At 54.0% G+C, this 21,666-nt stretch carries 26 protein-coding genes and 1 tRNA gene; 15 read left to right on the forward strand and 12 right to left on the reverse strand.

The window, feature by feature from the left end; all coding sequences use genetic code 11:
• Nucleotides 1-38: 38 nt before the first annotated feature.
• Entirely contained in the window at nucleotides 39-701 is a 663-nt protein-coding gene (locus tag A3L14_RS05890; protein ID WP_055428831.1) for an HAD family hydrolase, read from the reverse strand.
• Between the two features lie 124 nt (nucleotides 702-825).
• Here A3L14_RS05890 and pepQ point away from each other — a divergent pair, with 124 nt between their 5' ends.
• Genes pepQ through A3L14_RS05910 form a run of 4 tightly spaced genes read left to right on the forward strand, consistent with a single transcriptional unit; the run spans nucleotide 826 to nucleotide 3,454 of the window.
• Nucleotides 826-1,872 (forward strand): Xaa-Pro dipeptidase PepQ, encoded by a 1,047-nt coding sequence (gene pepQ / locus A3L14_RS05895; protein WP_055428832.1) that lies wholly within the window; start codon nucleotides 826-828, stop codon nucleotides 1,870-1,872.
• Between the two features lie 41 nt (nucleotides 1,873-1,913).
• Complete coding sequence (locus A3L14_RS05900; RefSeq protein ID WP_232473280.1) at nucleotides 1,914-2,120, forward strand: hypothetical protein; 207 nt, start codon at nucleotides 1,914-1,916, stop codon at nucleotides 2,118-2,120.
• The gene (locus tag A3L14_RS05905) at nucleotides 2,110-2,370 is read left to right on the forward strand and encodes a type II toxin-antitoxin system RelE family toxin (RefSeq protein ID WP_055428834.1); all 261 of its coding nucleotides are present in this window, start codon (nucleotides 2,110-2,112) and stop codon (nucleotides 2,368-2,370) included. The genes A3L14_RS05900 and A3L14_RS05905 overlap by 11 nt, the downstream gene beginning before the upstream one ends.
• A 10-nt stretch (nucleotides 2,371-2,380) precedes the next feature.
• A complete protein-coding gene (locus A3L14_RS05910) occupies nucleotides 2,381-3,454 on the forward strand; it encodes an mRNA surveillance protein pelota (protein WP_055428835.1) in 1,074 nt (357 codons plus the stop codon).
• Here A3L14_RS05910 and A3L14_RS05915 read toward each other — a convergent pair.
• The 5 genes from A3L14_RS05915 to A3L14_RS05935 are packed head-to-tail and all read right to left on the reverse strand — an operon-like array spanning nucleotide 3,441 to nucleotide 6,344.
• On the reverse strand, nucleotides 3,441-3,815 hold the full coding sequence (locus A3L14_RS05915; RefSeq protein ID WP_055428836.1) for a HEPN domain-containing protein: 375 nt from the start codon (nucleotides 3,813-3,815) through the stop codon (nucleotides 3,441-3,443). The two genes, A3L14_RS05910 and A3L14_RS05915, sit on opposite strands and share 14 nt — an antisense overlap.
• Nucleotides 3,812-4,129 carry a nucleotidyltransferase domain-containing protein gene (locus A3L14_RS05920; protein ID WP_055428837.1) on the reverse strand — a complete coding sequence of 106 codons (318 nt, stop codon included), beginning with the start codon at nucleotides 4,127-4,129 and terminating at the stop codon, nucleotides 3,812-3,814. Before A3L14_RS05920 ends, A3L14_RS05915 begins: the two co-directional genes overlap by 4 nt.
• Before the next feature lie 25 nt (nucleotides 4,130-4,154).
• Nucleotides 4,155-5,153, reverse strand: a complete 999-nt coding sequence (locus A3L14_RS05925) for an AIR synthase family protein (RefSeq protein ID WP_055428838.1) — start codon at nucleotides 5,151-5,153, stop codon at nucleotides 4,155-4,157.
• The gene (locus A3L14_RS05930) at nucleotides 5,150-5,944 is read right to left on the reverse strand and encodes a DUF7411 family protein (RefSeq protein WP_055428839.1); all 795 of its coding nucleotides are present in this window, start codon (nucleotides 5,942-5,944) and stop codon (nucleotides 5,150-5,152) included. Before A3L14_RS05930 ends, A3L14_RS05925 begins: the two co-directional genes overlap by 4 nt.
• A gap of 37 nt (nucleotides 5,945-5,981) precedes the next feature.
• On the reverse strand, nucleotides 5,982-6,344 hold the full coding sequence (locus A3L14_RS05935) for a DUF4870 domain-containing protein (RefSeq protein WP_055428840.1): 363 nt from the start codon (nucleotides 6,342-6,344) through the stop codon (nucleotides 5,982-5,984).
• A gap of 211 nt (nucleotides 6,345-6,555) precedes the next feature.
• Here A3L14_RS05935 and A3L14_RS05940 point away from each other — a divergent pair, with 211 nt between their 5' ends.
• The 4 genes from A3L14_RS05940 (at nucleotide 6,556) to A3L14_RS05955 (ending at nucleotide 10,369) form a co-directional block, all read left to right on the forward strand.
• The gene (locus A3L14_RS05940) at nucleotides 6,556-6,789 is read left to right on the forward strand and encodes a FeoA family protein (RefSeq protein WP_394325657.1); all 234 of its coding nucleotides are present in this window, start codon (nucleotides 6,556-6,558) and stop codon (nucleotides 6,787-6,789) included.
• Between the two features lie 10 nt (nucleotides 6,790-6,799).
• Nucleotides 6,800-8,776, forward strand: a complete 1,977-nt coding sequence (gene feoB, locus A3L14_RS05945; RefSeq protein WP_055428842.1) for a ferrous iron transport protein B — start codon at nucleotides 6,800-6,802, stop codon at nucleotides 8,774-8,776.
• Nucleotides 8,777-8,785: 9 nt separating this feature from the next.
• The gene (locus A3L14_RS05950) at nucleotides 8,786-9,040 is read left to right on the forward strand and encodes a FeoC-like transcriptional regulator (protein WP_055428843.1); all 255 of its coding nucleotides are present in this window, start codon (nucleotides 8,786-8,788) and stop codon (nucleotides 9,038-9,040) included.
• Between the two features lie 126 nt (nucleotides 9,041-9,166).
• On the forward strand, nucleotides 9,167-10,369 hold the full coding sequence (locus tag A3L14_RS05955; RefSeq protein ID WP_232473282.1) for a sugar phosphate nucleotidyltransferase: 1,203 nt from the start codon (nucleotides 9,167-9,169) through the stop codon (nucleotides 10,367-10,369).
• A gap of 211 nt (nucleotides 10,370-10,580) precedes the next feature.
• Here A3L14_RS05955 and A3L14_RS05960 read toward each other — a convergent pair whose 3' ends face one another.
• On the reverse strand, nucleotides 10,581-11,384 hold the full coding sequence (locus tag A3L14_RS05960; protein ID WP_074631221.1) for a DNA integrity scanning protein DisA nucleotide-binding domain protein: 804 nt from the start codon (nucleotides 11,382-11,384) through the stop codon (nucleotides 10,581-10,583).
• A gap of 100 nt (nucleotides 11,385-11,484) precedes the next feature.
• Here A3L14_RS05960 and A3L14_RS05965 point away from each other — a divergent pair, with 100 nt between their 5' ends.
• The 3 genes from A3L14_RS05965 to cyaB are packed head-to-tail and all read left to right on the forward strand — an operon-like array spanning nucleotide 11,485 to nucleotide 13,018.
• On the forward strand, nucleotides 11,485-12,018 hold the full coding sequence (locus A3L14_RS05965; protein WP_055428845.1) for a UbiX family flavin prenyltransferase: 534 nt from the start codon (nucleotides 11,485-11,487) through the stop codon (nucleotides 12,016-12,018).
• A gap of 1 nt (nucleotide 12,019) precedes the next feature.
• Nucleotides 12,020-12,502: an Lrp/AsnC family transcriptional regulator gene (locus A3L14_RS05970; protein WP_055428846.1), complete on the forward strand. Its 483-nt coding sequence runs from the start codon at nucleotides 12,020-12,022 to the stop codon at nucleotides 12,500-12,502.
• Nucleotides 12,503-13,018: a class IV adenylate cyclase gene (cyaB, locus tag A3L14_RS05975; RefSeq protein WP_055428847.1), complete on the forward strand. Its 516-nt coding sequence runs from the start codon at nucleotides 12,503-12,505 to the stop codon at nucleotides 13,016-13,018.
• A 4-nt stretch (nucleotides 13,019-13,022) separates the two neighbouring features.
• Here the strand turns inward: cyaB and A3L14_RS05980 are convergent, their stop codons facing one another.
• Nucleotides 13,023-14,216 carry a redox-regulated ATPase YchF gene (locus tag A3L14_RS05980; protein WP_055428848.1) on the reverse strand — a complete coding sequence of 398 codons (1,194 nt, stop codon included), beginning with the start codon at nucleotides 14,214-14,216 and terminating at the stop codon, nucleotides 13,023-13,025.
• A gap of 232 nt (nucleotides 14,217-14,448) precedes the next feature.
• On the opposite strand from A3L14_RS05980, the gene corA reads away from it, so the two are divergent.
• Entirely contained in the window at nucleotides 14,449-15,348 is a 900-nt protein-coding gene (corA, locus tag A3L14_RS05985; RefSeq protein WP_232473284.1) for a magnesium/cobalt transporter CorA, read from the forward strand.
• On the opposite strand, the gene cuyB is transcribed toward corA, so the two are convergent.
• Both cuyB and A3L14_RS05995 read right to left on the reverse strand, forming a co-directional pair.
• Nucleotides 15,345-16,043: a cysteate racemase gene (cuyB, locus tag A3L14_RS05990; RefSeq protein WP_055428849.1), complete on the reverse strand. Its 699-nt coding sequence runs from the start codon at nucleotides 16,041-16,043 to the stop codon at nucleotides 15,345-15,347. The two genes, corA and cuyB, sit on opposite strands and share 4 nt — an antisense overlap.
• A 2-nt stretch (nucleotides 16,044-16,045) precedes the next feature.
• Nucleotides 16,046-16,390 carry a cupin domain-containing protein gene (locus tag A3L14_RS05995; RefSeq protein WP_055428850.1) on the reverse strand — a complete coding sequence of 115 codons (345 nt, stop codon included), beginning with the start codon at nucleotides 16,388-16,390 and terminating at the stop codon, nucleotides 16,046-16,048.
• A 129-nt stretch (nucleotides 16,391-16,519) separates the two neighbouring features.
• Between A3L14_RS05995 and A3L14_RS06000 the strand changes: the two genes are divergently transcribed.
• Nucleotides 16,520-17,887 (forward strand): TldD/PmbA family protein, encoded by a 1,368-nt coding sequence (locus A3L14_RS06000; RefSeq protein WP_074631220.1) that lies wholly within the window; start codon nucleotides 16,520-16,522, stop codon nucleotides 17,885-17,887.
• Nucleotides 17,888-17,897: 10 nt separating this feature from the next.
• Nucleotides 17,898-19,223 carry a TldD/PmbA family protein gene (locus A3L14_RS06005; protein ID WP_055428851.1) on the forward strand — a complete coding sequence of 442 codons (1,326 nt, stop codon included), beginning with the start codon at nucleotides 17,898-17,900 and terminating at the stop codon, nucleotides 19,221-19,223.
• Nucleotides 19,224-19,300: 77 nt separating this feature from the next.
• On the opposite strand, the gene trm5b is transcribed toward A3L14_RS06005, so the two are convergent.
• Nucleotides 19,301-20,296, reverse strand: coding sequence for a tRNA (guanine(37)-N1)-methyltransferase Trm5b (trm5b, locus tag A3L14_RS06010; protein WP_055428852.1), 996 nt, complete (start codon nucleotides 20,294-20,296; stop codon nucleotides 19,301-19,303).
• A gap of 80 nt (nucleotides 20,297-20,376) precedes the next feature.
• Nucleotides 20,377-20,454 (reverse strand) — tRNA-Glu (locus A3L14_RS06015).
• Between the two features lie 97 nt (nucleotides 20,455-20,551).
• Here A3L14_RS06015 and trm10 point away from each other — a divergent pair.
• Entirely contained in the window at nucleotides 20,552-21,664 is a 1,113-nt protein-coding gene (gene trm10, locus A3L14_RS06020; RefSeq protein WP_055429442.1) for a tRNA (guanine(9)-/adenine(9)-N1)-methyltransferase, read from the forward strand.
• The last annotated feature ends 2 nt before the right edge of the window (nucleotides 21,665-21,666 follow it).

A 21,666-nucleotide genomic window follows, 5' to 3' on the forward strand; every position in this document is an offset into this window, starting at 1 on the left:
CACCGACTCCTACCAATTCGGGGTTGCGTGAGGGACTTTTAAGGTTTATCCTCAAAGCCAGCCAGTCCGTCGTCTATGCTCAGGATCTCCCGTATGCTCTTGATCTTGATGAAGTTTTCCCTGTCAAACAGCAGTGCCACATCGCTCTTGTAGGGGGAGAACTTCTGGACAAAGAGGGTATTCTCGTCCAGAACGTACGTGAACCTGCTGGGACTGTCGTCGACCCAGACAAACGGCTCCTCTGGATAGAGCTCCCGCAGTGTCTCGAACTTCTTGAGCATGTCCCTCGTGCCCTTAAACGTTATGACCTCGTCGAACTCGTCGTACCAGTTCGTCTTTTTCATGAAGATGACCTTCCCTCCGGGATACGTATGCTCCCCAGAAAAGCTTATCACACGCCGTCCCCGCCTCCTGAGCTCCCTGATGACCTCCCTGGCGAACGGAAAGTCTTTGATGTACCTGGGCATGAGCTTGTAGTACTCGTGTATCGTGCCCTGTGCAACGAGCTCGTGGATGACTCCGAGGTACTGGTAGGTGAGCTTGCCCTTGATGAAGAGGAAAAGCGCCTTGTAGTAGTCCTCGTAGAGGTCGCTCTCTATCACCGCAGGGATTGTCTTCTCGATAGCGATTCGGAGGGCCTTTTCGACTGCCCCGGTGCTGTCCACAAGGGTGCCGTCGAAGTCAAACAGGTACACCGTCACTTTGATCCCCTGGATAGTTTCCCCTCGGGGTTTATAACTCCTTTCAGTCTCTTCGCGGGTATGCACGATGCCCTCCGAAAGGGTTTTATTGGTGGTACAGTTAAAGAGACCCGGTGGTTGCCAGATGAGGATTAAAAGGCTCCAGGAATTCATTGAGGAGAAGGAACTTGACGCCGCTTTAATAACGGCAAAAGAGAACCTCTTCTACTTCACTGGAAGCTCCCCTGTTCTGGGAGGTTACCTCGTTGTTGCTCCTGACGATGTCCTTTTCATAGTCCCCGAGCTTGAATATGAGGAAGCGAGGGAGACCTCGAAGGTACCCGTAGACAAATTCAAGACAGGTAAAGAACTTTACGAGAAGCTCAAAGGATTTAAACTCACAAAGCTTGGCATCGAGGGGAAGACCAGCTTCTCGACGGTTCAGTCCCTCAAAGAAAAGGCAGGGGTGGAGGACTTCGTTGTGGTTGACGATGTTATCAAAGAGCTAAGGATTATCAAGACCCCGGAGGAGATTGAGGTCATAAAGGCCGCCTGCGAAATAGCGGACATGGCCATGATGGCCGCCCTTGAGGAGATAAGCGAGGGCAAGCGCGAGAGGGAGATAGCGGCGAAGATGGAGTACGTCATGAAGATGAACGGGGCGGAAAAGACGGCCTTCGACACGATAATAGCCAGCGGATGGCGTTCTGCCCTGCCCCATGGAGTCGCCAGCGACAAGAGGATAGAGAAGGGCGATCTGGTCGTCATAGATGAGGGAGCTTTATACCGGCACTACCACTCGGACACGACGAGAACGATAGTCGTTGGCTCTCCAAATGAGAAGCAGAAGGACATCTACTACGCTGTCCTTGAGGCTCAGAGAAAGGGCGTTGAAGCGGCCAGGCCAGGCATAACGGCCAAGGAGCTGGACACCATCGTCAGGGACGTCATCAAGGAGTACGGCTACGGAGACTACTTCATACACTCCACCGGACACGGCGTCGGACTTCAGATACACGAGTGGCCGCGCGTGAGCCAGCAGGACGAGACGGTTCTCAAGCCAGGGATGGTGATAACAATCGAGCCTGGAATCTACCTCCCCAAGTTCGGCGGAGTGAGGATAGAGGACACTGTTGTCATAACTGAGAACGGTGCTAGGAGGCTTACAAAGACCGAGAGGGAGCTGATTTAGTTTTCCCAAAACTTTTATTTGCCCCTCCGCATAACCAACGGATGGTGGGGGAAATGGAAGACGTTGAGAGACTGATACTCCAGGAGCTTCGCGAGATCAAGGAAGAGCTCAGGATACTAAACTCAAAGATAGACAATTTTGCCGGTTACTTCGAAGTCAGTGAGGAAGAGCTCCAAGAGCTTATAAGTGAACTTGAGGATGCCAAGAAAAACGGCGTTAGATTAGAGGAGATTCTCCATGAGCTATAGTGTTGTCCTGTCCCGAAAGAGCAAGAAATTTCTCAAAAAGGTGCCTCCTCAGGACAAGAAAAGATTAGTGGGGGCTCTGGTAAAACTTGAGCAGAACCCGTGGTTTGCACAGTACAAAAAGGTTAAAGGATATCCATTTTACCGCATTCGTGTTGGTGATTACAGGATAATATACAGCGTCGACGAGGATTCAAAAACCGTTTATGTTGTTATAATTGGGAGGCGAGAGAGCGTATACGACAACCTCTAAGGTGGTTATGATGCAGATAATCCACCAGGACGTCAAGGAGGGCAAGATAAAGGTCAAGGCCGAGACGCTCGACGACCTCTGGCACCTCTACCACATCATAGACCCGGGCGATACCGTTTACGCGAAAACGCTCAGGAAGCAGAGCCAGAGGAGCGATTCCCTGAGGGCCGAGAAGGTTGAGGTCATCCCGGTCTTTCTCGGCGTTAAGGCAGAGAAGATAAACTTCCACAAGTTCGCCAACCAGGTTCGCGTCACCGGGCCGATAGTCTACGCCAGCAGGGACGACGTCCCCCTCGGCAAGTACCACACGATAGCGATAGAGGAAGGCACGGTCGTTACCATTCAGAAGCCCCGCTGGAAGGAGCACCACATAGAGAGGCTGAAAGAAGCGGTTGAGGCATCAAAGAGGGCAAGGGTCATGATAGTCGTCATAGACGACGGCGAGGCGGACATGGCGATAATCAGAGAATACGGCGTCGAGATACTCAAGGGGATACGCTACAACCTCGGGGGGAAGAGGTACAGCACCAACCGCGAGAGCGAGGAGAAGAAGTTCTTCCACGACGTTGCCAAGAGCATGGAGGAGATAATCAGCCGTGAAGGAATAGAGAGGGCCATAGTAGCCGGTCCAGGCTTCGTCAAGGAGGACTTCCACAAGTTCCTGCGCGAGAACTACCCGGAGCTGGCCAAGAAGGTGGTAATCGAGGACACGAGCGTGACCGGGAGGACTGGCATCTACGAGGTCATAAGGCGCGGAACAGTCGATAAAGTCTACCACGAGAACCGCGTTGCTAAAGAGGTTCAGCTCGTCGAGAGGGTGCTTGAGAATATAGCTAAAAACAACGGCCTGGCCGCTTACGGTCTCAGAGAGGTCGAGGAGGCCGTGAACTACGGCGCCGTTGAAACGCTCCTGGTTCTCGACGAACTGCTCAAGGGAGAGCACAGGGAAAAGATAGAGGAGCTCATGGACGCGGTGAGGTATTCTAGGGGCGAGGTCGTTGTTATAAGCTCGGAGCACGAGGGAGGCGACAAGCTGAAAGCGTTGGGCGGCCTGGCGGCACTGCTGAGGTTCAGGGTGAAGTGAGTTTGGACTTTACAAATGCAAGGACGAGCTCAGCCAGTTTTATGGCATTTTCCGCCTCTTCTTTCTCCGGCTCATGAATGGTCGGATATCTTGCCTCCACAGCATAAGCGGTTAGAAGATCCACATCATCATCGAAGAGCTTTAAGAATTCAGAATCCACATCGGCACACAGGAGTATGAGCTCTCCAATATCATGGGTTCGTTTGATAGGTTTTCCCTTTGATACCAAAAACGCCTTTAAAGCCTTTTCAGCACACTGCTGGGCGTGAAAGGTTGCATAGTCGTAGTAGCCAAGAGAAAGGCTATTTTTGGCCAGTACAAGGTCTTTTTCAGCCTTTTCGAGCCATTTCCTAAAGCTCAAATTTTCACACCCTCCCTGAGAGCGTAGTAGTAAAGAAAACCCGTGTCATCCTTGACCTTTTCGAGTTCATCCTTAGAGATAAACAGGACGTCCACCTTGATTCCCTTTAACAGAAGCTCCCTGTGTATCCTTTTGTACGCTTCCAGTTCCTTCTTCCTCTCCAGTGGCCTGGAGAGGACCACCAGAACATCCCAATCGCTGTCGGCTCTAAAATCGCCCCTGGCTCTGGAACCAAAAAGGATTATATCATTGACCTCTAGGCCGAGCTCTCTTGATACACTGAGAATCACATCTCTGATTGCTTCACGGCTCATGGTCAGTAATACACCCTTCTGGTATTTATCCTTTGCCGTACAGCTCCACGTAGGGATCGCCCTCAAAGCGCGGGAACGGCCTCTCTTCACCGTGCTCTACCAAAATCCTCCCTTTCTCTTCCGTGAACTCCCCGAGCTCAAATGCAATAATTCCATTTTTCTGTAACTCTGTAATTAGGGAATTGGATTTTTCTGGTGGGACTATCGCTATCAGCGTCCCGCTTGAGGAGACGCTCCACGGTTCGATCCCGTAGAAATCGAGGACCTTCCGTACCATCGGGTCGAGCCGGAGCTTCTCGGCATATATCCTGAACCCAAGGCCGGAGTTGTTGGCTATCTCGTGGAGGGCGGTTAAACCCCCCTCGGTGGCGTCGTGCATGCCCCTCACAAAGGGCTTTGCAGTGAGGGCCTCAGGAACAACGGTTTCAAATCTGAAGGACTTCTTGAGTCTGGCTATCTCCCTGAAGGACAGGAGCTTCCTCAGCTCCATCTCACGGAAATAGGAAGCCGAGACCGCGAACTCCAGGCCGACTTTGCCGGTCACGACTATTTTATCACCGGGCCTGGCCAGCGGGAGCTTCAGCTCGTCCTTCCTAACGAGCCCCATCGCGGTGGTGGTAGCGGTTGGCTCAGCCACGCTTGGATAAACACCCGTGTGGCCGCCTATTATCGAACTCCCATACTTCCTGCATTCCGCGTTTAAGTCTCGCATTGTCTTTTCTAGAAAACCCTTCTCGCTTCCGGGCGGGAGGAGAATATCAAGGACGAGCCACCTCGGCCTCGCCCCGAAAACCGCCACATCGCTGGCCGCGAAGTGGTACGCAAAGAACCCGAAGGTCTCTCCTGGAACACCCAGAACTGGGTCCGTGGCGACGATCAGGTAGTGATCGCGGTCGTATTCAAGGACGGCCGCGTCAAAGCCCTCTCTGGGGCCGTAGACAATCCTCATGTCCTCTATCCCAAGGTTGGGGAACACGGTATCCCTCAGGACATCGTTCCTCAGCTTTCCGGGCGGGAGCCTCATTCTTTTCCCCCCATAAACCTTGAAATAACTTCCCTCGCCTCGCTCAGTGCCTCCCCATCGCAGTCCCAGCACATTATCTCGAAGCTTGGCACCCGGACGCTCATGCGGACTTTTTTCCGCCGGGCGAGTTTGCTTATCTCGTAGTTGGCCCCGTAAGCCAAGTCCATCAGTTCGGGGGTTACCGTCTCCTCCCGATCTATGTACTGGAGAGGGCAGCCCTCACGCCACTGCCTCCTCCGGGCGTGCTCGTACATGCGGTAGGGTCTTATTCCGGCCTCTTCTGCAAGTGCTTCAACTTCCTCGGCCGTGTATTTAATCAGAGGTCTGAAGAAGGGAATCCCAATCCTAGGTATGTCGCAGAGCCTTATATCTCCCGCGCACTGATCCAGCAGGGCACCTATTATCTTGTCGTTGGCATTGTCTCCCTTGGCAAGAACGTCGAAGCCGTTGTTGAGGGCGAACCACTTGGCGTTCCAGAGCATAACCTTCTTGCAGTTTATGCATATCGGCCCCTTTCTCCCCACCGCTTCGCGCAGAAGGCCGTCGGTTACGTCCACCAGGAAGTGCTCGACGCCGAGACTCTTGGTGAATCCCATCGCCCAGTTCAGCGTCTCCCTCCAGCTCCAGCGGTGGAAAAATGTGAGGGCTGAAACGTCCAGGCCGGCTTCTTTCAGTAAGTATAATGCGAGCGAACTGTCCTTTCCGCCGGAAAAGAGAACGAGGATTCGCCTTTCGTAGAGGCCATTCTCCTCTGAGAATTCCCTGATGTCCTCAACGGCTCTCTCAATCATGGGAAAAAGTAGCCGGAGAGGCTTAAAAATCTAAGCCTCACACGTTGATCTTGCCGACCCACTGCTCCGCCAGGTCGCCGAATATCGGGAACTTGTAGCGCTCGCCCTGGTAGGCCTTGAGCATGCCAAGGATCCAGAACACCAGCGCAAGGAGGGACAGCAACATTCCGACCAACATCCCCAGCAGGGGGACGAATCTGAAGATTATCTGCAGAACCCATATGCTGATGAAGGTTATCGTTGACTGCATCGCATGGAAACGGACGAAGTCGCTCTCCTTCTCAAGCAGCAGAAGGATAATCCCCGTTATGGGGCCGAGCAGATATGCTATGAGCCCTTCAATGTTCTCCTCCATCCCGAGGGAGGTCTTCTTGGGCTCCTCCGGTGGAATTTCCTCCATTGCAAACACACCTCCGAAACTCAATTAATTGTATTTTACCCAACTCCTTAAATACCTTTCCAAAGTTTTAAGGCGTCCCTTTGGGATTAAAACGGGAAATTCTCTGAACCGGAAACTTTCTGATTTCGAACCCCTGAGTTTTGTTAGGCTCACCAAAGCTTTTTAAGGTTGTCGAGGGACTGGAATATCGAATTAGGATAGCCTAACGGTGATGCTCATGGTTGTACCTTTAAGTGAGATGGGCCCCGGGGATAAGGGAATAGTTGTCAACATCCTTGGAGGGCACAACGCCCGGCAGAAGCTTGTCTCCATGGGCCTAACCCCCGGGGCAACGATTCAGGTGCTCGAATCCCACCCCATGGGGCCAATAATAATCTCCGTCGGTGGTGTAAGGTTCGCCATAGGTAAGGGTCTTGCGGGCAGGGTCATGGTGAGGAAGCTCTGAGGTGTTCTTCATGATGAAGGTCGTGGCTCTTGCTGGAAACCCCAACGTCGGAAAGACGACAATCTTCAACTCTCTGACGGGAATGAGGCAGCACGTAGGGAACTGGCCCGGAGTGACCGTGGAGAAAAAGGAGGGAATACTGGAGTACAGGGGGGAGAAGTTCTTGGTGATTGACCTGCCGGGGATATACTCGCTCACCGCACACTCCGTTGACGAGCTTGTCGCAAGGGATTTCCTCCTCAAGGGGAGCGCGGATGTTGTTGTTAACGTCGTCGATGCCACGGCCTTAATGAGGAACCTCTTTCTGACGATGGAGATTCTTGAGATGGGGCTGAAGAACGTCATCATTGCCCTGAACAAGATTGACCTAGCTGAGAAGAGGGGCATTGAGATAAACGTGAGGAAGATGGAAGAGCTCCTTGGGGTTCCGGTTGTCCCGCTGAACGCAAAGGGAGGAGTCGGCCTGGATCAGCTTAAAGAGACCATCTATAAAATGGCCTCCGGGAAGCTCCGGGCTAGTCCAGTCGTGCCGAGATATGACAGAGAGGTCGAGAGGGAAATCGAGCACATAACCACCGTTCTCAGGGGCACAAAACTGGCCGACCATTACAACCTCCGCTGGCTGGCGGTGAAGCTCCTCCAGAGGGACGACGGCGTCATAAAGCTCGTCCTCCGCCATCTTGGAAAGGAGAAGCTCGACGAGATCATGGGACATATATCAGAGGTCGAGGAGAGATACAAGAGGGCGATGGATCTCATAATAGCCAGCCAGAAGTACGAGTTCATAGACGGGCTCATGCACAGATTCGTCAGGTATTCCCACGAAGGGGGCGAGACCTTCAGCGATCAGCTCGACAGGTTTCTGACCCACCCGGTCTACGGTCTCTTCGCACTGTTCGGGGTGTTCTACGTTATTTTCAAGTTCGTCTTTGCGATCGGACTGCCCCTCCAGGGCATGCTGGATGACGGTTTCGTGGCTTTCGGCCAATGGTTGGCGCCACATATCACCAACGAAGTACTGCGCGGTCTGATAGTCGATGGCATAATAGCCGGCGTTGGCTCGGTTCTCAGCTTTTTCCCGCTCGTCTTCCTGCTGTTCCTCTCCATGTCCATCCTGGAGGACGTTGGGTACATGGCGAGAGCGGCTGTGGTCATGGAGCGCATCATGAGGAAGTTCGGCCTCCCCGGAAAGAGCTTTATACCGTTAGTGCTCGCCTTCGGCTGCAACGTCCCCGCTGTTATGTCAACGAGAACCCTCGACGATGAGAGGGACAGGATAGTGACCATGCTGGTCAATCCCCTGGTTCCATGCAGTGCCAGGCTGAGCGTCATAAGCTTCTTTGCCGGGGCGTTCTTTGCGAGCAACCAAGCGCTCGTTGCGGTGAGCATATATGCCACTGCAATCCTCCTTGCACTGATCGTGGCATGGCTCCTGAGCAGGTTCGTTGTGAAAGGAGAAGAGAGTCCGTTCATAATCGAACTGCCAGAGTACCTGATACCCTCGTGGAAAACAGTGACACTCCACTCCTGGGAGAGGAGCAAGGAGTTCATCAAGAAAGCCGGGACGATTATCCTGCTCGGATCAATTGCTATCTGGTACCTTAGTGCCTACCCCGTTGAGATAGGAACCGGGGGAAGCTACGCCGAGAGGCTGGGAACCCTCTTTGAACCGTACATGAGGCTCATGGGGCTGGACTGGAAAGCGGCCGTTAGCCTGCTCTTTGGGATCATCGCCAAGGAGAACGTCATCTCGACCTACGGCATAATCTACGGCAGTGTTGACGAGATAGTAAATGCCATGACGCCCCTCCAGGCGTTTGTGCTGGCGCTCGTCACGACCCTTTACATACCGTGCATAGCAACAATAGGGGCCATAAGGGCCGAGAGCAACTGGAAGTGGGCGGCGTTTACCGTGATCTATATGATAACCCTGGCAAGCATCGTGGGTATCCTGGTCTGGAACGTTGGCACAGCCTTGGGGTATTGAGGTGGGGGCATGCTTGAGAGGATACTCGAACTCATAAAGGCCGGAAAGAGCATAGACGAGATATCCGATGAACTCTCAATGCCTCAGGAGGAGGTGGAGGGTGCCCTGAAGATCCTGGAGAGCCTTGGCTATATCGAGAGGGTTGAATCCGGAAGCTCCGCCTGCAAAAGCTGTCCCCTCAGCAGTGTCTGCCCGGGTTCGTGTTTCAGGTTCAAGGGGAAGGTGTACACCGTGACTGACTTTCGGATTGATGGACAGGAATGAACCTCTAGACCTTCCAGTCCATCGTTGGGCATATTTAATGGCCGTAAAATATATAAGTTCCCCGCCGCAGTGTTAAATGGTGATACCATGAAAGCTGTTATTCTTGCTGGCGGTTTTTGAACAAGGTTGAGGCCGCTGTCATCGACCAGACCGAAGCCCATGATCCCGGTTCTCGGAAAGCCCAACCTCCAGTACCTCCTTGAGAGCTTGGAGAAGATACCGGAAATCGATGAGGTAATCCTCTCGGTTCACTACATGCGCGGTGAGATAAGGGAGTTCATAGACGAGAGGATGGCCGACTATCCCAAGGGCATCAAGTTCGTCAACGATCCCATGCCCCTTGAGACTGGCGGTGCCCTCAAAAACGTCGAGGAGTACGTGAGCGATGACTTTCTGGTTATCTACGGAGACGTATTCACAAACTTCGACTTCAGGGAGCTGATAGAGGCCCACAAGGAGAACGATGGCATGATAACCGTCGCCGTGACCAAGGTTTATGACCCCGAAAAGTATGGAGTCGTCGAAGTGGACGAGGAGAACAAGGTAACCCACTTCGAAGAAAAGCCCAAGAGGCCCAAGACGAACCTCGTTGATGCGGGAATATACGTTGTCAACAGGAAGGTGCTGGAGGCCATTCCCCGGAGCAAGGAGGTCTACTTCGAGAGGGAAGTGCTCCCCAAGTTCGTGAGCCAGGGCGCCGTTTATGCCCACAAGATACCCCGGGAGTCCTACTGGATTGACCTCGGAACGCCCGACGACCTGTTCTACGCCCACCAGCTTGCCATGGACGAGATAACCAAACAGAACGGCTACTACACAATCAAGGAGGGAGCCGAAGTTCCCGAGGATGTCGAGATTCAGGGGCCGGCATACATAGACGAGGGGGCAAAGATCGGGCACGGCGTTAAGATAAAGGCCTACACCTACATCGGCCCGAACACAGTTGTTGAGGAGAAGGCATACCTCAAGCGCGCCATACTCATCGGCAGCGACATCGTCAAGGAGCGCGCCGAGATAAAGGACAGCATCCTCGGAGAGGGGGTCGTCGTTGGGAAGAACGTTATCCTCAAGGAGAACGCCGTAGTCGGCGACTACGCGAGGATATACGACAACCTGGTCATCTACGGGGCAAAGATACTCCCGTGGAAGAAGGTCGAGGAGTACGAGGCATACCTCAAAATAAAGCTCGACCCGACGAAGGTCAGGCCGGGTATCACACCAGAGCGCTGTCCGCTCGGTCTGCCGGAGTGCATCTACACCAAGTTCAAGGCGATAGCCGGTGAAAAACCGCCCTGCGACGAGTGCATAGAGAACCAGTGGCTCTTCTGAGCTTTTTCATTTAGTTCTTTCATTCTGAGTCGCTACCTGAGTTCAACGTTTTTAGACGTTCGACTGACGTTGGTGAGCGGGACTCAAGCTAAAGCTGCAGACTGACGAGGAATCCAGTAGGAACAATCCATCATAGGATAATGCACCCCAAAATCAATCCTGCTAAAAAGTCAAAAACTTTTGATGAAACTTTGCGTCAGCAAAGTTTCTTTCAGTACCTTATCCTCGGGTTATACTCCAGGAGCATGAGCCCGTTTTTGAATATCCTTATCGTGCCGCTCTCCGAGAGGGTTATGGCTATCGCCTTGGTGAGCCGTGTTATTCCTGCCGCGGCTATGTGCCTGCTCCCAAGGCCGGGGGGGAGCATGAGGTCTATCACCTTCGGCTCGACCTCAAGGTACCTACCTGCGGCGGCTATCCTCCCGTCGTCCCTGACAATGAACGCCCCATCCAGCTGGGCGAACTCCTTTATTATCTCCTTGCTGTTCCTGTCGAGGACATTTACCTTGTGGCCCTTGAAGGGGTTGGGTATGAGCTGATGGGAGTGCCTGAGAACCCGCCTCGTGTCCCCTATGACAAAGATAGTTCCAACGGGAAGACCTTCCCTGCCCTCGATGCTCAGCTCTATCGTTATCTCAAGAAGCCTCTGGAGGACGTTCTGATTCTGGGCAAAGAATCCCCTCATGGCGGATATGCTCTTTTTAACGGTCTTGATCCCAATCAGCTCGGGGGTAACGTAAACAAAGGAGTCACCCTCCCTGAGTATATCATGCTCAAGGAGAAAAGCGGAGATTAGGTTGAGAACGTTGTTTATGTCGAGGTTCTGTGGAATTGAGACCCTCTTTACCCTCTCACTCTCCACATCAAAAGAAGAACTGACGATTACAATGGTGACGTCCACATCGGGGACGCTCTCGGGTTCAACATCCTCCAGGATAACAAGAGCCTTGCCGTTGAGTGCCCTCACAACATCCACGGCGCTCTTTATCAGAACATCGGGAACCTCCTTGCCCATATTCACCAACCATTAACAAAATAACTTCGGCAGGTATAAAAACCTACCGTCCTTAGAAAACGTTAAAACATAACCCGCCGTAGGCTTTTCGGTGTGAGGGATGAGGATAGTCGTCGCAATCACCGGTGCGAGCGGTTCCATCTACGGTCTTCGGCTGGTGCAGGTTCTAAAGGAGCTTGGCCATGAGGTCGTTACAATAGCCTCCAGGACGGGCCTCGCAGTTATGAGGCATGAGACGGGAGTAGAATTCCGGCCGGACTACATGGAGGATGACCTCTTCGCCCCCATTGCTTCGGGTTCGAATCCCTTCGATGCCATGGTAATAGCACCCTGCTCCATGAAGACGCTCTCCGCGATAGCAACTGGATACGCCGACAACCTGATAGCGAGAACGGCCGACGTGGCGCTGAAAGAGCGCAGGAAGCTAATTTTGCTCGTCAGAGAGACGCCGTTTAACTTGATACATCTTCAAAACATGGTAAGGGTTACACAAGCTGGAGGGATAATTATGCCAGCTTCCCCAGGATTTTACACAAAGCCCAAAACTTTGGACGATATGGTAAACTTTATAATTGGAAAAATCTTAGACCTTCTTGGTATTGAGAACGAGATATACCCTCGATGGAGGAGTTAGCATGGTCCAGCTCGATGACCTTGATAGGGCTATCCTCCGCATCCTGAAGGAGGACGCTAGATTAACCATCTCAGAAATCGCCGATAGGCTAAACCGGCCCGAATCTACAATCCACTTCAGGATTAAAAAGCTCCAGGAGCGAAACATAATCGATAAATACACCATCGTTCTGGGCGAGAGCCTTCAGCCAAAGAGCCTCGCCATAGTTTACATCCAGGCTGAGACCCCGATAATTGAGGACTTCCTTGAGAGGTACATCCGCCACATAATGAAGACGCTCTCACTGCTCCCCAATGTTCTGGCCGTTGCCAGGAGCGGAAAGGACGGGGTAGTGGCTCTCATCGGCGAAGATAGTCCCGAAAAGCTCAACCGCTTCGTTGACGAGACGATCAGGGTTCTTCCAACTCTCAAACGGGTCGATGTTTTCGTACTGGACGAGTTCAGCAAGGGCGACGGCCTCGTGGGCTTCCTCGTGGGTGTTTAAATGGAGATAGAGGTCAAGTTCCGCGTTGACTTCGAAAGGGTCAAAAGGGCGATAGAATCCATCGGAGCCAGATTTGTGAGGGAAGAGATGCAGGAGGACGTCTACCTCTCCGTTCCCCTCCCCGAACTTCTCAGGGTGAGGCGGGTAGACAACCTCAACCGCTCTTTTCTGACGTATAAACGTATAGCAGACCCCGGCAGGAACGAGGAGTTTGACGAGATAGAGGTTGAGGTCTCCGATTTCGAGAAAACCCTTCAGATTCTGAAGCGCCTCGGCTTTAAGGAGGACGTGCGGGTCAGGAAGAAACGCCTGGTGTACCGCCTGGACAGGGTTACCTTTGAACTTAGCGAGGTCGAAGGCCTTGGAGCGTTTCTTGACATTGAGGTCATCTCCGACGACGTAGATGAAGCGAAGCGGAAAATCTGGGAGATGGCAGGAAGAATAGGACTGAGCGAGGACGACGTTGAGCCCAGGCTCTACCAGGAGCTCATCAAAGAACTTGAGAAAAGGAAATGATGCCTCAGCGAGCCGTCGCGACTATCTTGATTATGTCGTTGAACTCCAGCTCGTAGTCGTCTCCGACGCGCCTGTGGGTTCTCGCGTTGACTGCGTAGAGGAAGGTCTTCCCCAGGTCGGTGTGCACCTTGTAGGCCAGGTCGCGGGGCGTTGACCCCTTTGGGAGCAGGTGGACGTGGGGCAGAACGTTGCCGAACCCGTCAGTGAGCTTGTGCTCGTCCTCGACCGGGTAAACGGGAACCAGGTTTAGGAGCTCAAATACGGCAGTGTTGATTACCTGCTGGATCCCGGTAGAGCCAAAGCGGTCGAGAACCTTCTCCTTTATCAGCTGAAGGGCCTTTTCCTGCTTTCCACTCATTGGCTTCAGGATCTTGAAGTCGCTCGAACCGGGGACGTAGTCTATGAAGCCCGCCTTGGCGGCCTTCCTCAGGGTAAGCTCCGCCGCCGCGCTCGTGGGGATGACTATGTAACCCCTGCTCCTGCCCTTCCTTACCAGGCGCTCTATCTGGGCATCGGCCGCCGCGTCGGCCTTATTGGCCGCTATGATAATCGGCTTGTTTATCTTTCTCAGCTCGCGGACGAAGGCGAAAAGGTCCTCATCGCTCCACTTCGTCGGGTCGTTGTCGAGGCCGAGCTTATGGATAGCCTCAAACGCATCCTCCTCCGTAACTCCTATCCCGGTCAGCTGGTCGGCTATAGCCTGGGCAAGCTTGAGGTGCTGAAGCTTTATCCTCTTCGCGAACTTCTCCCAGTTCTTCCTGAGGATGCCGTATATCCAGTAGTCTATTTCCCTCTCAAGGAACTCGATGTCCTCAACGGGGTCGTGGTGGTCGGTGGGCTGTCCCTCCGCGTCGGTCTTTCCGGTAGCGTCAACCACGTGTATCAGAGCGGAGGCCATTCTCAGGTCGTCGAGGAACTTGTTGCCCAGCCCACGTCCCTCATGCGCCCCCGGGACGAGACCGGCAACGTCTATCATCTTTATCGGAATCAGTGCCTTTCCGTCCCTGTATTCATAGTTCTGAGGGTTCGGCGTGCAGCCGAGTTCCCTGCATGGATGCTCCGCTATGGCGTAGGTAACACCGACGTTAGCGTTTATCGTTGTGAAGGGATAATTGGCAATCTGGACATCGACAAGGGTTGCCGCCGAGAAGAAAGTTGACTTTCCTACATTTGGCTTTCCAACGAGGCCTATCTCCATGCTCACCACCGGGTTAAATTCGCGGGAGGGTTTTAAGGGGTTGCGGTTTCCGAAAACTATAACTCACCAACTGTCCTACTTCTTTCGGGTGAAGTCCATGGGAATCCTTTCCAACATCGACGGCCCTTCTCGCTGGAGGGTGAGGTGGTAGAATGACCGATGACTCCAATGTCTCCAGAATAACAGTCATCGCCTATTCAAAGGACAAATTCGTCAGCATGAAGTCTCCAGCGTGGGGGAAGCCCTGAGCGTTGAAGGATACAACGTCATCTGGGTGAACGTTGACACACCGTCGCTCATCCCCGAGGTGATGGATGCCCTGGGAATTCACGAGCGTCCGATGAAGAACCTCAGGAGAGCAAGCTCCCGTGCCAGGGTCTTTGTGTTCCCGGACTACCTGTTCCTTCTTCTCCATCAGGTGTACGAGATAGAGGGTGGGCTGAAGAGGGAGCGGATAGGCCTTCTGCTGAAGGACAATCTGGTGGTTACCGTTCAGGAGAGGCGGGGTGATGTTTTCGACCCGGTCAGAGAAAGCATAAGGGAAGGTGAAGGGCTCCTGCGGGATCGGGGGGCAGATTACCTGCTGTTCGCTCTCCTTGAGGCAATAGTGGAAAACTACGTGCCGATAATCGAGCGCATAAGCTCCAGAATGGAAGAGCTTGAAGCACAGATACTCTCAAGGGGGGACGAAAACGTTCTCCGAAAGATACACGGCCTCAGAAGGGAAATCCTCTTCATGCGCCGCACGATCTTCCCCCTGCTGGAGGCCTTCAGAAGGCTCCAGCTGGAGGCAAAGGAGTTCTTTGAGCGGGAAACCCGGAGCTGTATTGAAGAGCTCCACGACCACGTCCTTGAGGTTCTGGAGATACTCGAAGGCCAGCGCGAGCTCGCCAACAGCCTCGTCGAGCTTTACTACTCAACCATCTCGATGAAGACCAATGACATAATCAGAATCCTGACTGTGGTCTCAACGATATTCATCCCGCTGACCTTCATAACAGGCCTCTACGGAATGAACTTCCGATACATGCCCGAGCTTTACTGGAAATATGGTTATCCCTTCGTGCTTCTGCTGATGCTCACTATAGCTGTGGGAATGCTCGCCTACTTCAGGAGAAAAGGGTGGATTTAGAGGGCCTCAAGCCCAAGGGCAAGCTTCAGGGCCTTCTCGGCTATCACGTCGAGCGGGTCGATCAGGGGCACCTTTAGGTCTCCGGGTCTCAGGGCAACGCTGACCTCAGTGCAGCCGGCTATTATCCCATCAACCCGGGGCTGGAGCCTCTCCGCCACCTCAAGAAGGAGCCTCCTTCCAAACTCCAGCTTTCCGGCCTTCACACCTTCGTAGATGGCTTCCATAACAAGCCTTTGATCCCCTTCGCTTGGAACGACCAGCTTTATCCCCCTCCTGGCAAGAGGGCCTTCGTAAACCCCGCCCCTCACTGTCCCGTCGGTCGCAAGGAGACCGACCTTCTTGAGACCCATTTTTGCTATTCTCTCGGCAGTTGCTTCCACCATGCTGACAAGGGGAACCTTTATAGCCCTCTGGATGTCTTCAGCAAAGAAGTGCGCTGTGTTGCATGGCATTATTATAAAATCAGCCCCCCAGCTCTCGAGCTTCCTGGCACTGGCTACCAGCTCCGGCCTCGGGTCTTCCCCTTTCCCGAGGATAAATGCCGTCCTGTCAGGTATCTTCGGGTTGTTGTAGATGATTATCTTTGGATGCTCCTGGTCGCGCTTTGCCGGCGTCTTCTCCACTATCCTCCTGAAGAGCTCAACTGTCGCCAAAGGCCCCATGCCGCCGAGGATGCCTATGACCCTCTCGGTCATCCTTACTCCTCCAGCCAGACTGAGTCATCGCCGTAGTAGTTCAGCTTGACCACGAAGAGCCTGAACGGTTCATCCCGCTCGTTGATTACCCAGTGCACGATCTTTGGCTTGACAAGGAAGATGTCGCCCGGTTTGGCGAGGTGCTCCCTCTCCCCGATGCCGAGCCTCGCCTCGCCGCTTATTATGTAGAACAGCTCGTACTGCCTTTCGTGATAGTGCTTTTTGACGGTCTGCTTTGGCTTGACCTCAACTATCTGGGCGTAGCTTCCCTCAGGGAGCTCTCCTTCGAAGAGAGGGAGCTTCCTGTAAGTCCCGCGGTCGATGAGGTTCTTGATTTTGGCTTTCATCCTGCATCCCCGAGATAGATAGCTCCCAGAGTTGAAAAGCTTTATCCTTTCGACCCACATCGAAAGGCTCAAAAGACTTTTATACCCAGCCCGCGATTCATCAGTGAACAGATAGAAACGGTGGTGACCATGGAAGCGCTGGAGAAAGCCCTCCGCTGGGCGGAGGAAAACCTGAAAGCGGATTACATAGAGCTCCGGTACGAGAACCTGAGAAAGACGACCCTCGCCCTCAAAGATGGCGTTTTTACCAGCTTTACAGGGAAGCTGAACAGGGGCGTTGCGATAAGGGTTCTGGCCAACGGTGCGTGGGGCTTCGCCTCGACCAGCGACCTCAGCAATCTTGAGAGGAAGATCGAGGAGGCCTACAAGCTGGCCAAAGCGGCAGCGGAGACCAAGAAGGAAAAGATAGAGCTGGCCGAGATAAAGCCGGTCGAGGACTTCGTGAAGAGCAGGATGAAGGTCAAGCCGAAGGAAGTGGACATCGAGGAGAAGGTTGCCCACCTGAGGGAGCTGGAAAAGTTCCTCAAGGATGACAAGGCCGTTAAGAGTGTCCAGATACGCTACGAGGACGGCGGTGGCAAAAAGCTCCTCCTCACCAACGAAGGTACAAGGATAGAGTGGGACTACAACTACCTCTACCAGGGAACTTACGTCACCGGAAAGGCCGATGGAAAGCTGGCCATGGCGAGGGACAGCATAGGTGCGGTGGACTACGGCTGGGAGCTCATGACGGAGCACGAGCCAAACGAGAAGGTCACCGAAAGAATTCTCAGAAAGATGCACAGCCAGCTGAAAGGAATAGCCCCGAAGCGCGGCGAGTGGCCGATTGTAGCCGGCCCGATTGTCGTTGGAATAATAGCGCACGAAGCTCTTGGCCACCTCGCAGAGGCTGACCTGACCATAAACTCGCCCTTCAAGGACCTCATCGGCAAGCAGATTGCCCCGGAGTACGTCACGATGAGCGAGCGCTACGTTGAAGGCGGCTTTGGGAACGACCGCTATGATGACGAGGGCGTCCCCGTGAGGGACATCCACATCATCGAGAACGGAATCCTCAAGGAGATAATGCTGAACAGGGAATACGCCCACAAGTGGGGCATGGAGCCGAACGGCCATGCCAGGGCCGAGAGCTACCGCTACCCGCCGATAATTAGAATGAGAAACACTATATTCGAGCCCGGCGACCACTCCTTCGAGGAGCTCATCGAGGACATCAAGTTCGGCTACTACGTCGTTGACTTCCGCGGCGGCCAGGCCCAGCTTAACTCAGCATTCCAAGTTGGTGTCCAGGAGGGCTACGTCATCAGGAATGGTGAGATAGCAGAGCCGATAAGGGACACCTCAATCACTGGAGTTGCCATCGAGGCGCTGAAGAAGATAAGCGCTGTAGGCAAGGACTTCGGACTTGAGGTCGGCTTCTGCGGAAAGGGACAGACGGCCTTCGTCAGCTCAGGCGGCCCGCACATGCGCTTTGACGGGGAAATCCTCATCGGGTGAGGTGGTGAAGATGGAGGAACTGATACGGTACGGTGAGAAGTTTTTCGATGAGCTGGAGATCGCCGTTTACCGCTCCAAGGACGTCAGCGCAAGCGTCGAGCTGAACGAGATTTCAATGGCCTCCACGAGGAGCGGAGCCCTTACCATAATCCGAGGAATCAAGGACAAGCGCCTCGGTCTGGCGATAGTCGACAGCGACGAACCCCCCAGGATAATGGAGGCCATAGAGCAGGCGGCCAAGATGGCGAGGCTCAACAGCCCCGACGAGAAGTGGGTCTCCCTTCCGGAGCCGGGGAAGTACCGTGAGGGACCAAAGCCCAACTACGAGCTGAAGGATGCTTCACCTGACGGGCTCGTTGAGATGCTCGTCCGCGGCATAAAGCTCGCCCGTGAGAAGGATGAGCACGTTGTAGTTGCAGGCGGGGAGGGCGGCGTTTCGTGGGAGGAGAGGCACATCGTCAACTCCCACGGGGTAGACGTTTCCCAGGAGGGCGGTGCGGCGTTTCTGTTCCTGGAGCTGGTGGGAAGGAAGGGTGACGTCGTAACGCCCGGCATTTTTGACTTCGACGCGAAGCGCAGCTTAGACCTCGACGTTGAGGGGGTCGTTGAAAGGGCCGTCCAGAAAGTCAAGTGGGCCTACAGCGTCAAGGCCAGCAAAAACGAGGAGGTTCCAATAATCCTCGGCCCATGGGCGATTGCTGGACTTTTCAGCTACGCTCTCTTCCCAGCCTTCAGCGGTGAGCGCCTGGTTAAAGAAACGACACCGCTGGCAGGGAAGGTAGGAGAGAAGATAGCCAGCGACGTGCTCACGATATACGACGACCCGTTCCACGAGCTCTCCATACAGCCGGTTATAGCCGATGGTGAGGGAGTGCCAACGAGGAAGAACGTCCTCATCGAGAAGGGGACCTTCAAGGGCTTCGTCTGGGACAACTACTGGGCCAAAGTCCACGGCACCGAGAGCACCGGAAACGGCAAGAGGGACATAAGGAGCGGTGGCATAAACATAGGCTTCCACAGCATGGTCATAGAGAACGGTAAGCGCCCGCTGGAGGAGGTCATAGCGGAAATCGAGCACGGCTACTTCGTGGACGGCTTCCAAGGTGCGCACTCAAGCAACCCCGACAACGGGAACTTCGCGGTAACAGCAAACCCGGCGTTCCTCATCGAGGACGGCGAAGTCGTCGGCTCCAGCGTCTTCCTCATAGCCGGCAACGTCTACGAACTGCTGAAGAGCGCCACTGAGGTAACGAAGGAGCAGACCGTAATGCCCTTCATGACCACCATCATAACGCCCTTCGTGAAGTTCGAGAACGTGAAGATAGCGGGGAAGTGAATTTTCCCTTTTCTAACCTTTTGGGTGTTTTATCGGGAAAACAACTTCCTTTTAAAGCCTGTTTTCTCAGCAAAACACTACTTTAAAACCCTGAAGTCAATCGCTATGTTGAACTGCCTCGGCGCGTAGGGGCGGACTTTTCTTTCCTCCAAGAATTCAACCCCAAAGCCCAGCTCTCTCGCTACCGCCTTAATCCTTGCCTCGTGCTCGGAGAACAGGTCTTCCTCCGGGCCGAAGCCGTAGTAGTGGACAACTCCCCCATCCCTAACGCTCAGCATTGCCTCCCTCAGAAAGCGGTCGGCGAACTTGGGGAGGTTCATTATCACCCGGTCGGCCTCCACTTTGCCCGCCACCTTTCGAACGTCGCCGAGGACGGGCACGACGTTGTCAGCCTTGTTCAGCCGGATGTTCTCCTCAAGGTAGCGAACCGCCCAGGGGTTGATGTCACAGGCGAAGACGAGCTCTGCCTTCTTAGCTAAGAGCACCGCGTATGGCCCGACGCCGGCGAACATATCAAATATAATCTCCCCCGGCCGGGTCTTCTCGAAAATCCTCATCCGCTCCGTGGCCAGGCGGGGGGAGAAGTAAACCCTTGCAACGTCGAGCTTGAGCCTTATCCCGTTCTCGCGGTGGAGGGTTTCAGTCCTCCTCTCACCGGCGAGGTGAACCAGCTCCCTAATGCGGTATTCCCCGGAAACTCTGCCCCCCTTGGCGAAGACGGCCTTTATGTGCCGATGAACCCTGAGGATGGCATCTCCGATAGCTTTTCCATAGGACATCAGCTCTTCAGGTAGCTCGATTATCGCGAGGTCGCCGATGACGTCAAAGGAGCTCGGGAGGAGCGGTCTAACTTCATCCGGAACCTCAACGACCTCGCGGTAGCTGTGGGGCCTTCTCCCAACCCTCTCAAAGTCGGCCTCAACGAGCTCAAAGCCCTCAACCGGCTCTGTGACGGGGAAGAGTACGAACTCGCCCTCTCTTCTGACGGCGTATCCTTTCGCCAAGACGCCGAGTTCGATGAGTTTTCTTCTGACTTTCTCAGCTTCCCATTTGGGGACTCTGACCGCGAGCATAGCTATCACTCTATCCCACTGCATTTAAATGATCCGGCAAAGAGTTTTGAATCCAGAAGAGCCTTGGCAAAAGTTTCTTATGGTGCCCCGGCCGGGATTTGAACCCGGGGCGCGGGCTCGAAAGGCCCGCATGTTTGACCGGGCTACACCACCGGGGCTCGATATTAGGGAAGGGAGAGCGTTTAAAAATCTTTCGTCTGAGGGAAAGCCCCCGGCAAACTTTTTAAACCCCCGCCCGACCCTCAACCGATGGCCATGAAGACGCTCGCCGATGTTTTCAGGGAGGCACTGGGGGAGAAGGGGATCGAGAGCTTCGGGGTGCTCTCAAAGCGCTTTAGAAAGTCAAAGAACAAGCTCCAGGACGTGGCAGTGGAGATAATCAACGGAAAGGGGGCAGTATTCCGCGTCCCGGAGAAGACCGCCGTTGCGTGGGATCTGAACGGCAACCGCGTTGAAGGCTCTTACTACGCCTACGCTCCCCTGTGCATGATGGAGAAGTTCGAGCCTGTTTTAACACCCGAAGAGCTGAAGGCAAAGCTCCCGGAGTGGCCCTACTTCATAATCGACCTCTACCACTGGGACAGGCACACCCAGAAGGAGAAGGGGAAGATATGCCTCCAGGTGAGCCAGAGCTACGGCCTTCTGAGGGACTACTTCACAGGTCGTGAGCTGGCAGTAACGTGGGCGAATGACGAGTTTAAATCCATGTTCCACGGCCCTATCGGGAGGATAACAACCTACGCCGGACCGACGGCGGATTTTCTGAAGGAAAAGGGCATCGACGAGGTTGTTCTCCTCGATCCCTGGGCGGAGGAGGTTCTGAGCGAGAAGGATTTCGACGTCGGGGCCTTTATAATCGGCGGCATCGTCGACACCGGTGGGAACAAGAAGAAGACCACGCCCAAGATAGGAGAAGAGCTTGAGAGGGCTGGAATAAGGGTACGCAGAAGGAAGATCGTTCTCAAAGGCGACATCGTCGGCGTCCCCGACAGGATAAACCGGATTCTGGGGATAATCCTCAAGATGATGGTGGAAGGAAAGTCGATGGACGAGGCAGTTTACGAGTTTCAAGAACCCCTCCACGCCCGCTGGCGCCTGAGGAAGGAACTGCCAAAGAGGGTCATCAGGTACAAGGTGAGCGGCAAGACCTACAGGGTCGTCGAGAAGGAGCTTTTCGATGAATACTCCAAGTGGCTCAAAATCCGCTGGGAGGACTTCGTGAAGGTGCTGAGGGAGCTGGACTTAATAGCGCTTGAGAGGAAGAGGATACACCACCTCAACAAGATATCCAGCGCGAGGATAATAAACGGAAAGCTTTACAGGGTGATTCTGCTCAAAAAGGCCGCGATGCTGTGCTATAACTGCTGAGC

Origin of the sequence: Thermococcus thioreducens (assembly GCF_002214545.1) — an archaeon.
Taxonomy (GTDB): Archaea; Methanobacteriota_B; Thermococci; order Thermococcales; family Thermococcaceae; genus Thermococcus; species Thermococcus thioreducens.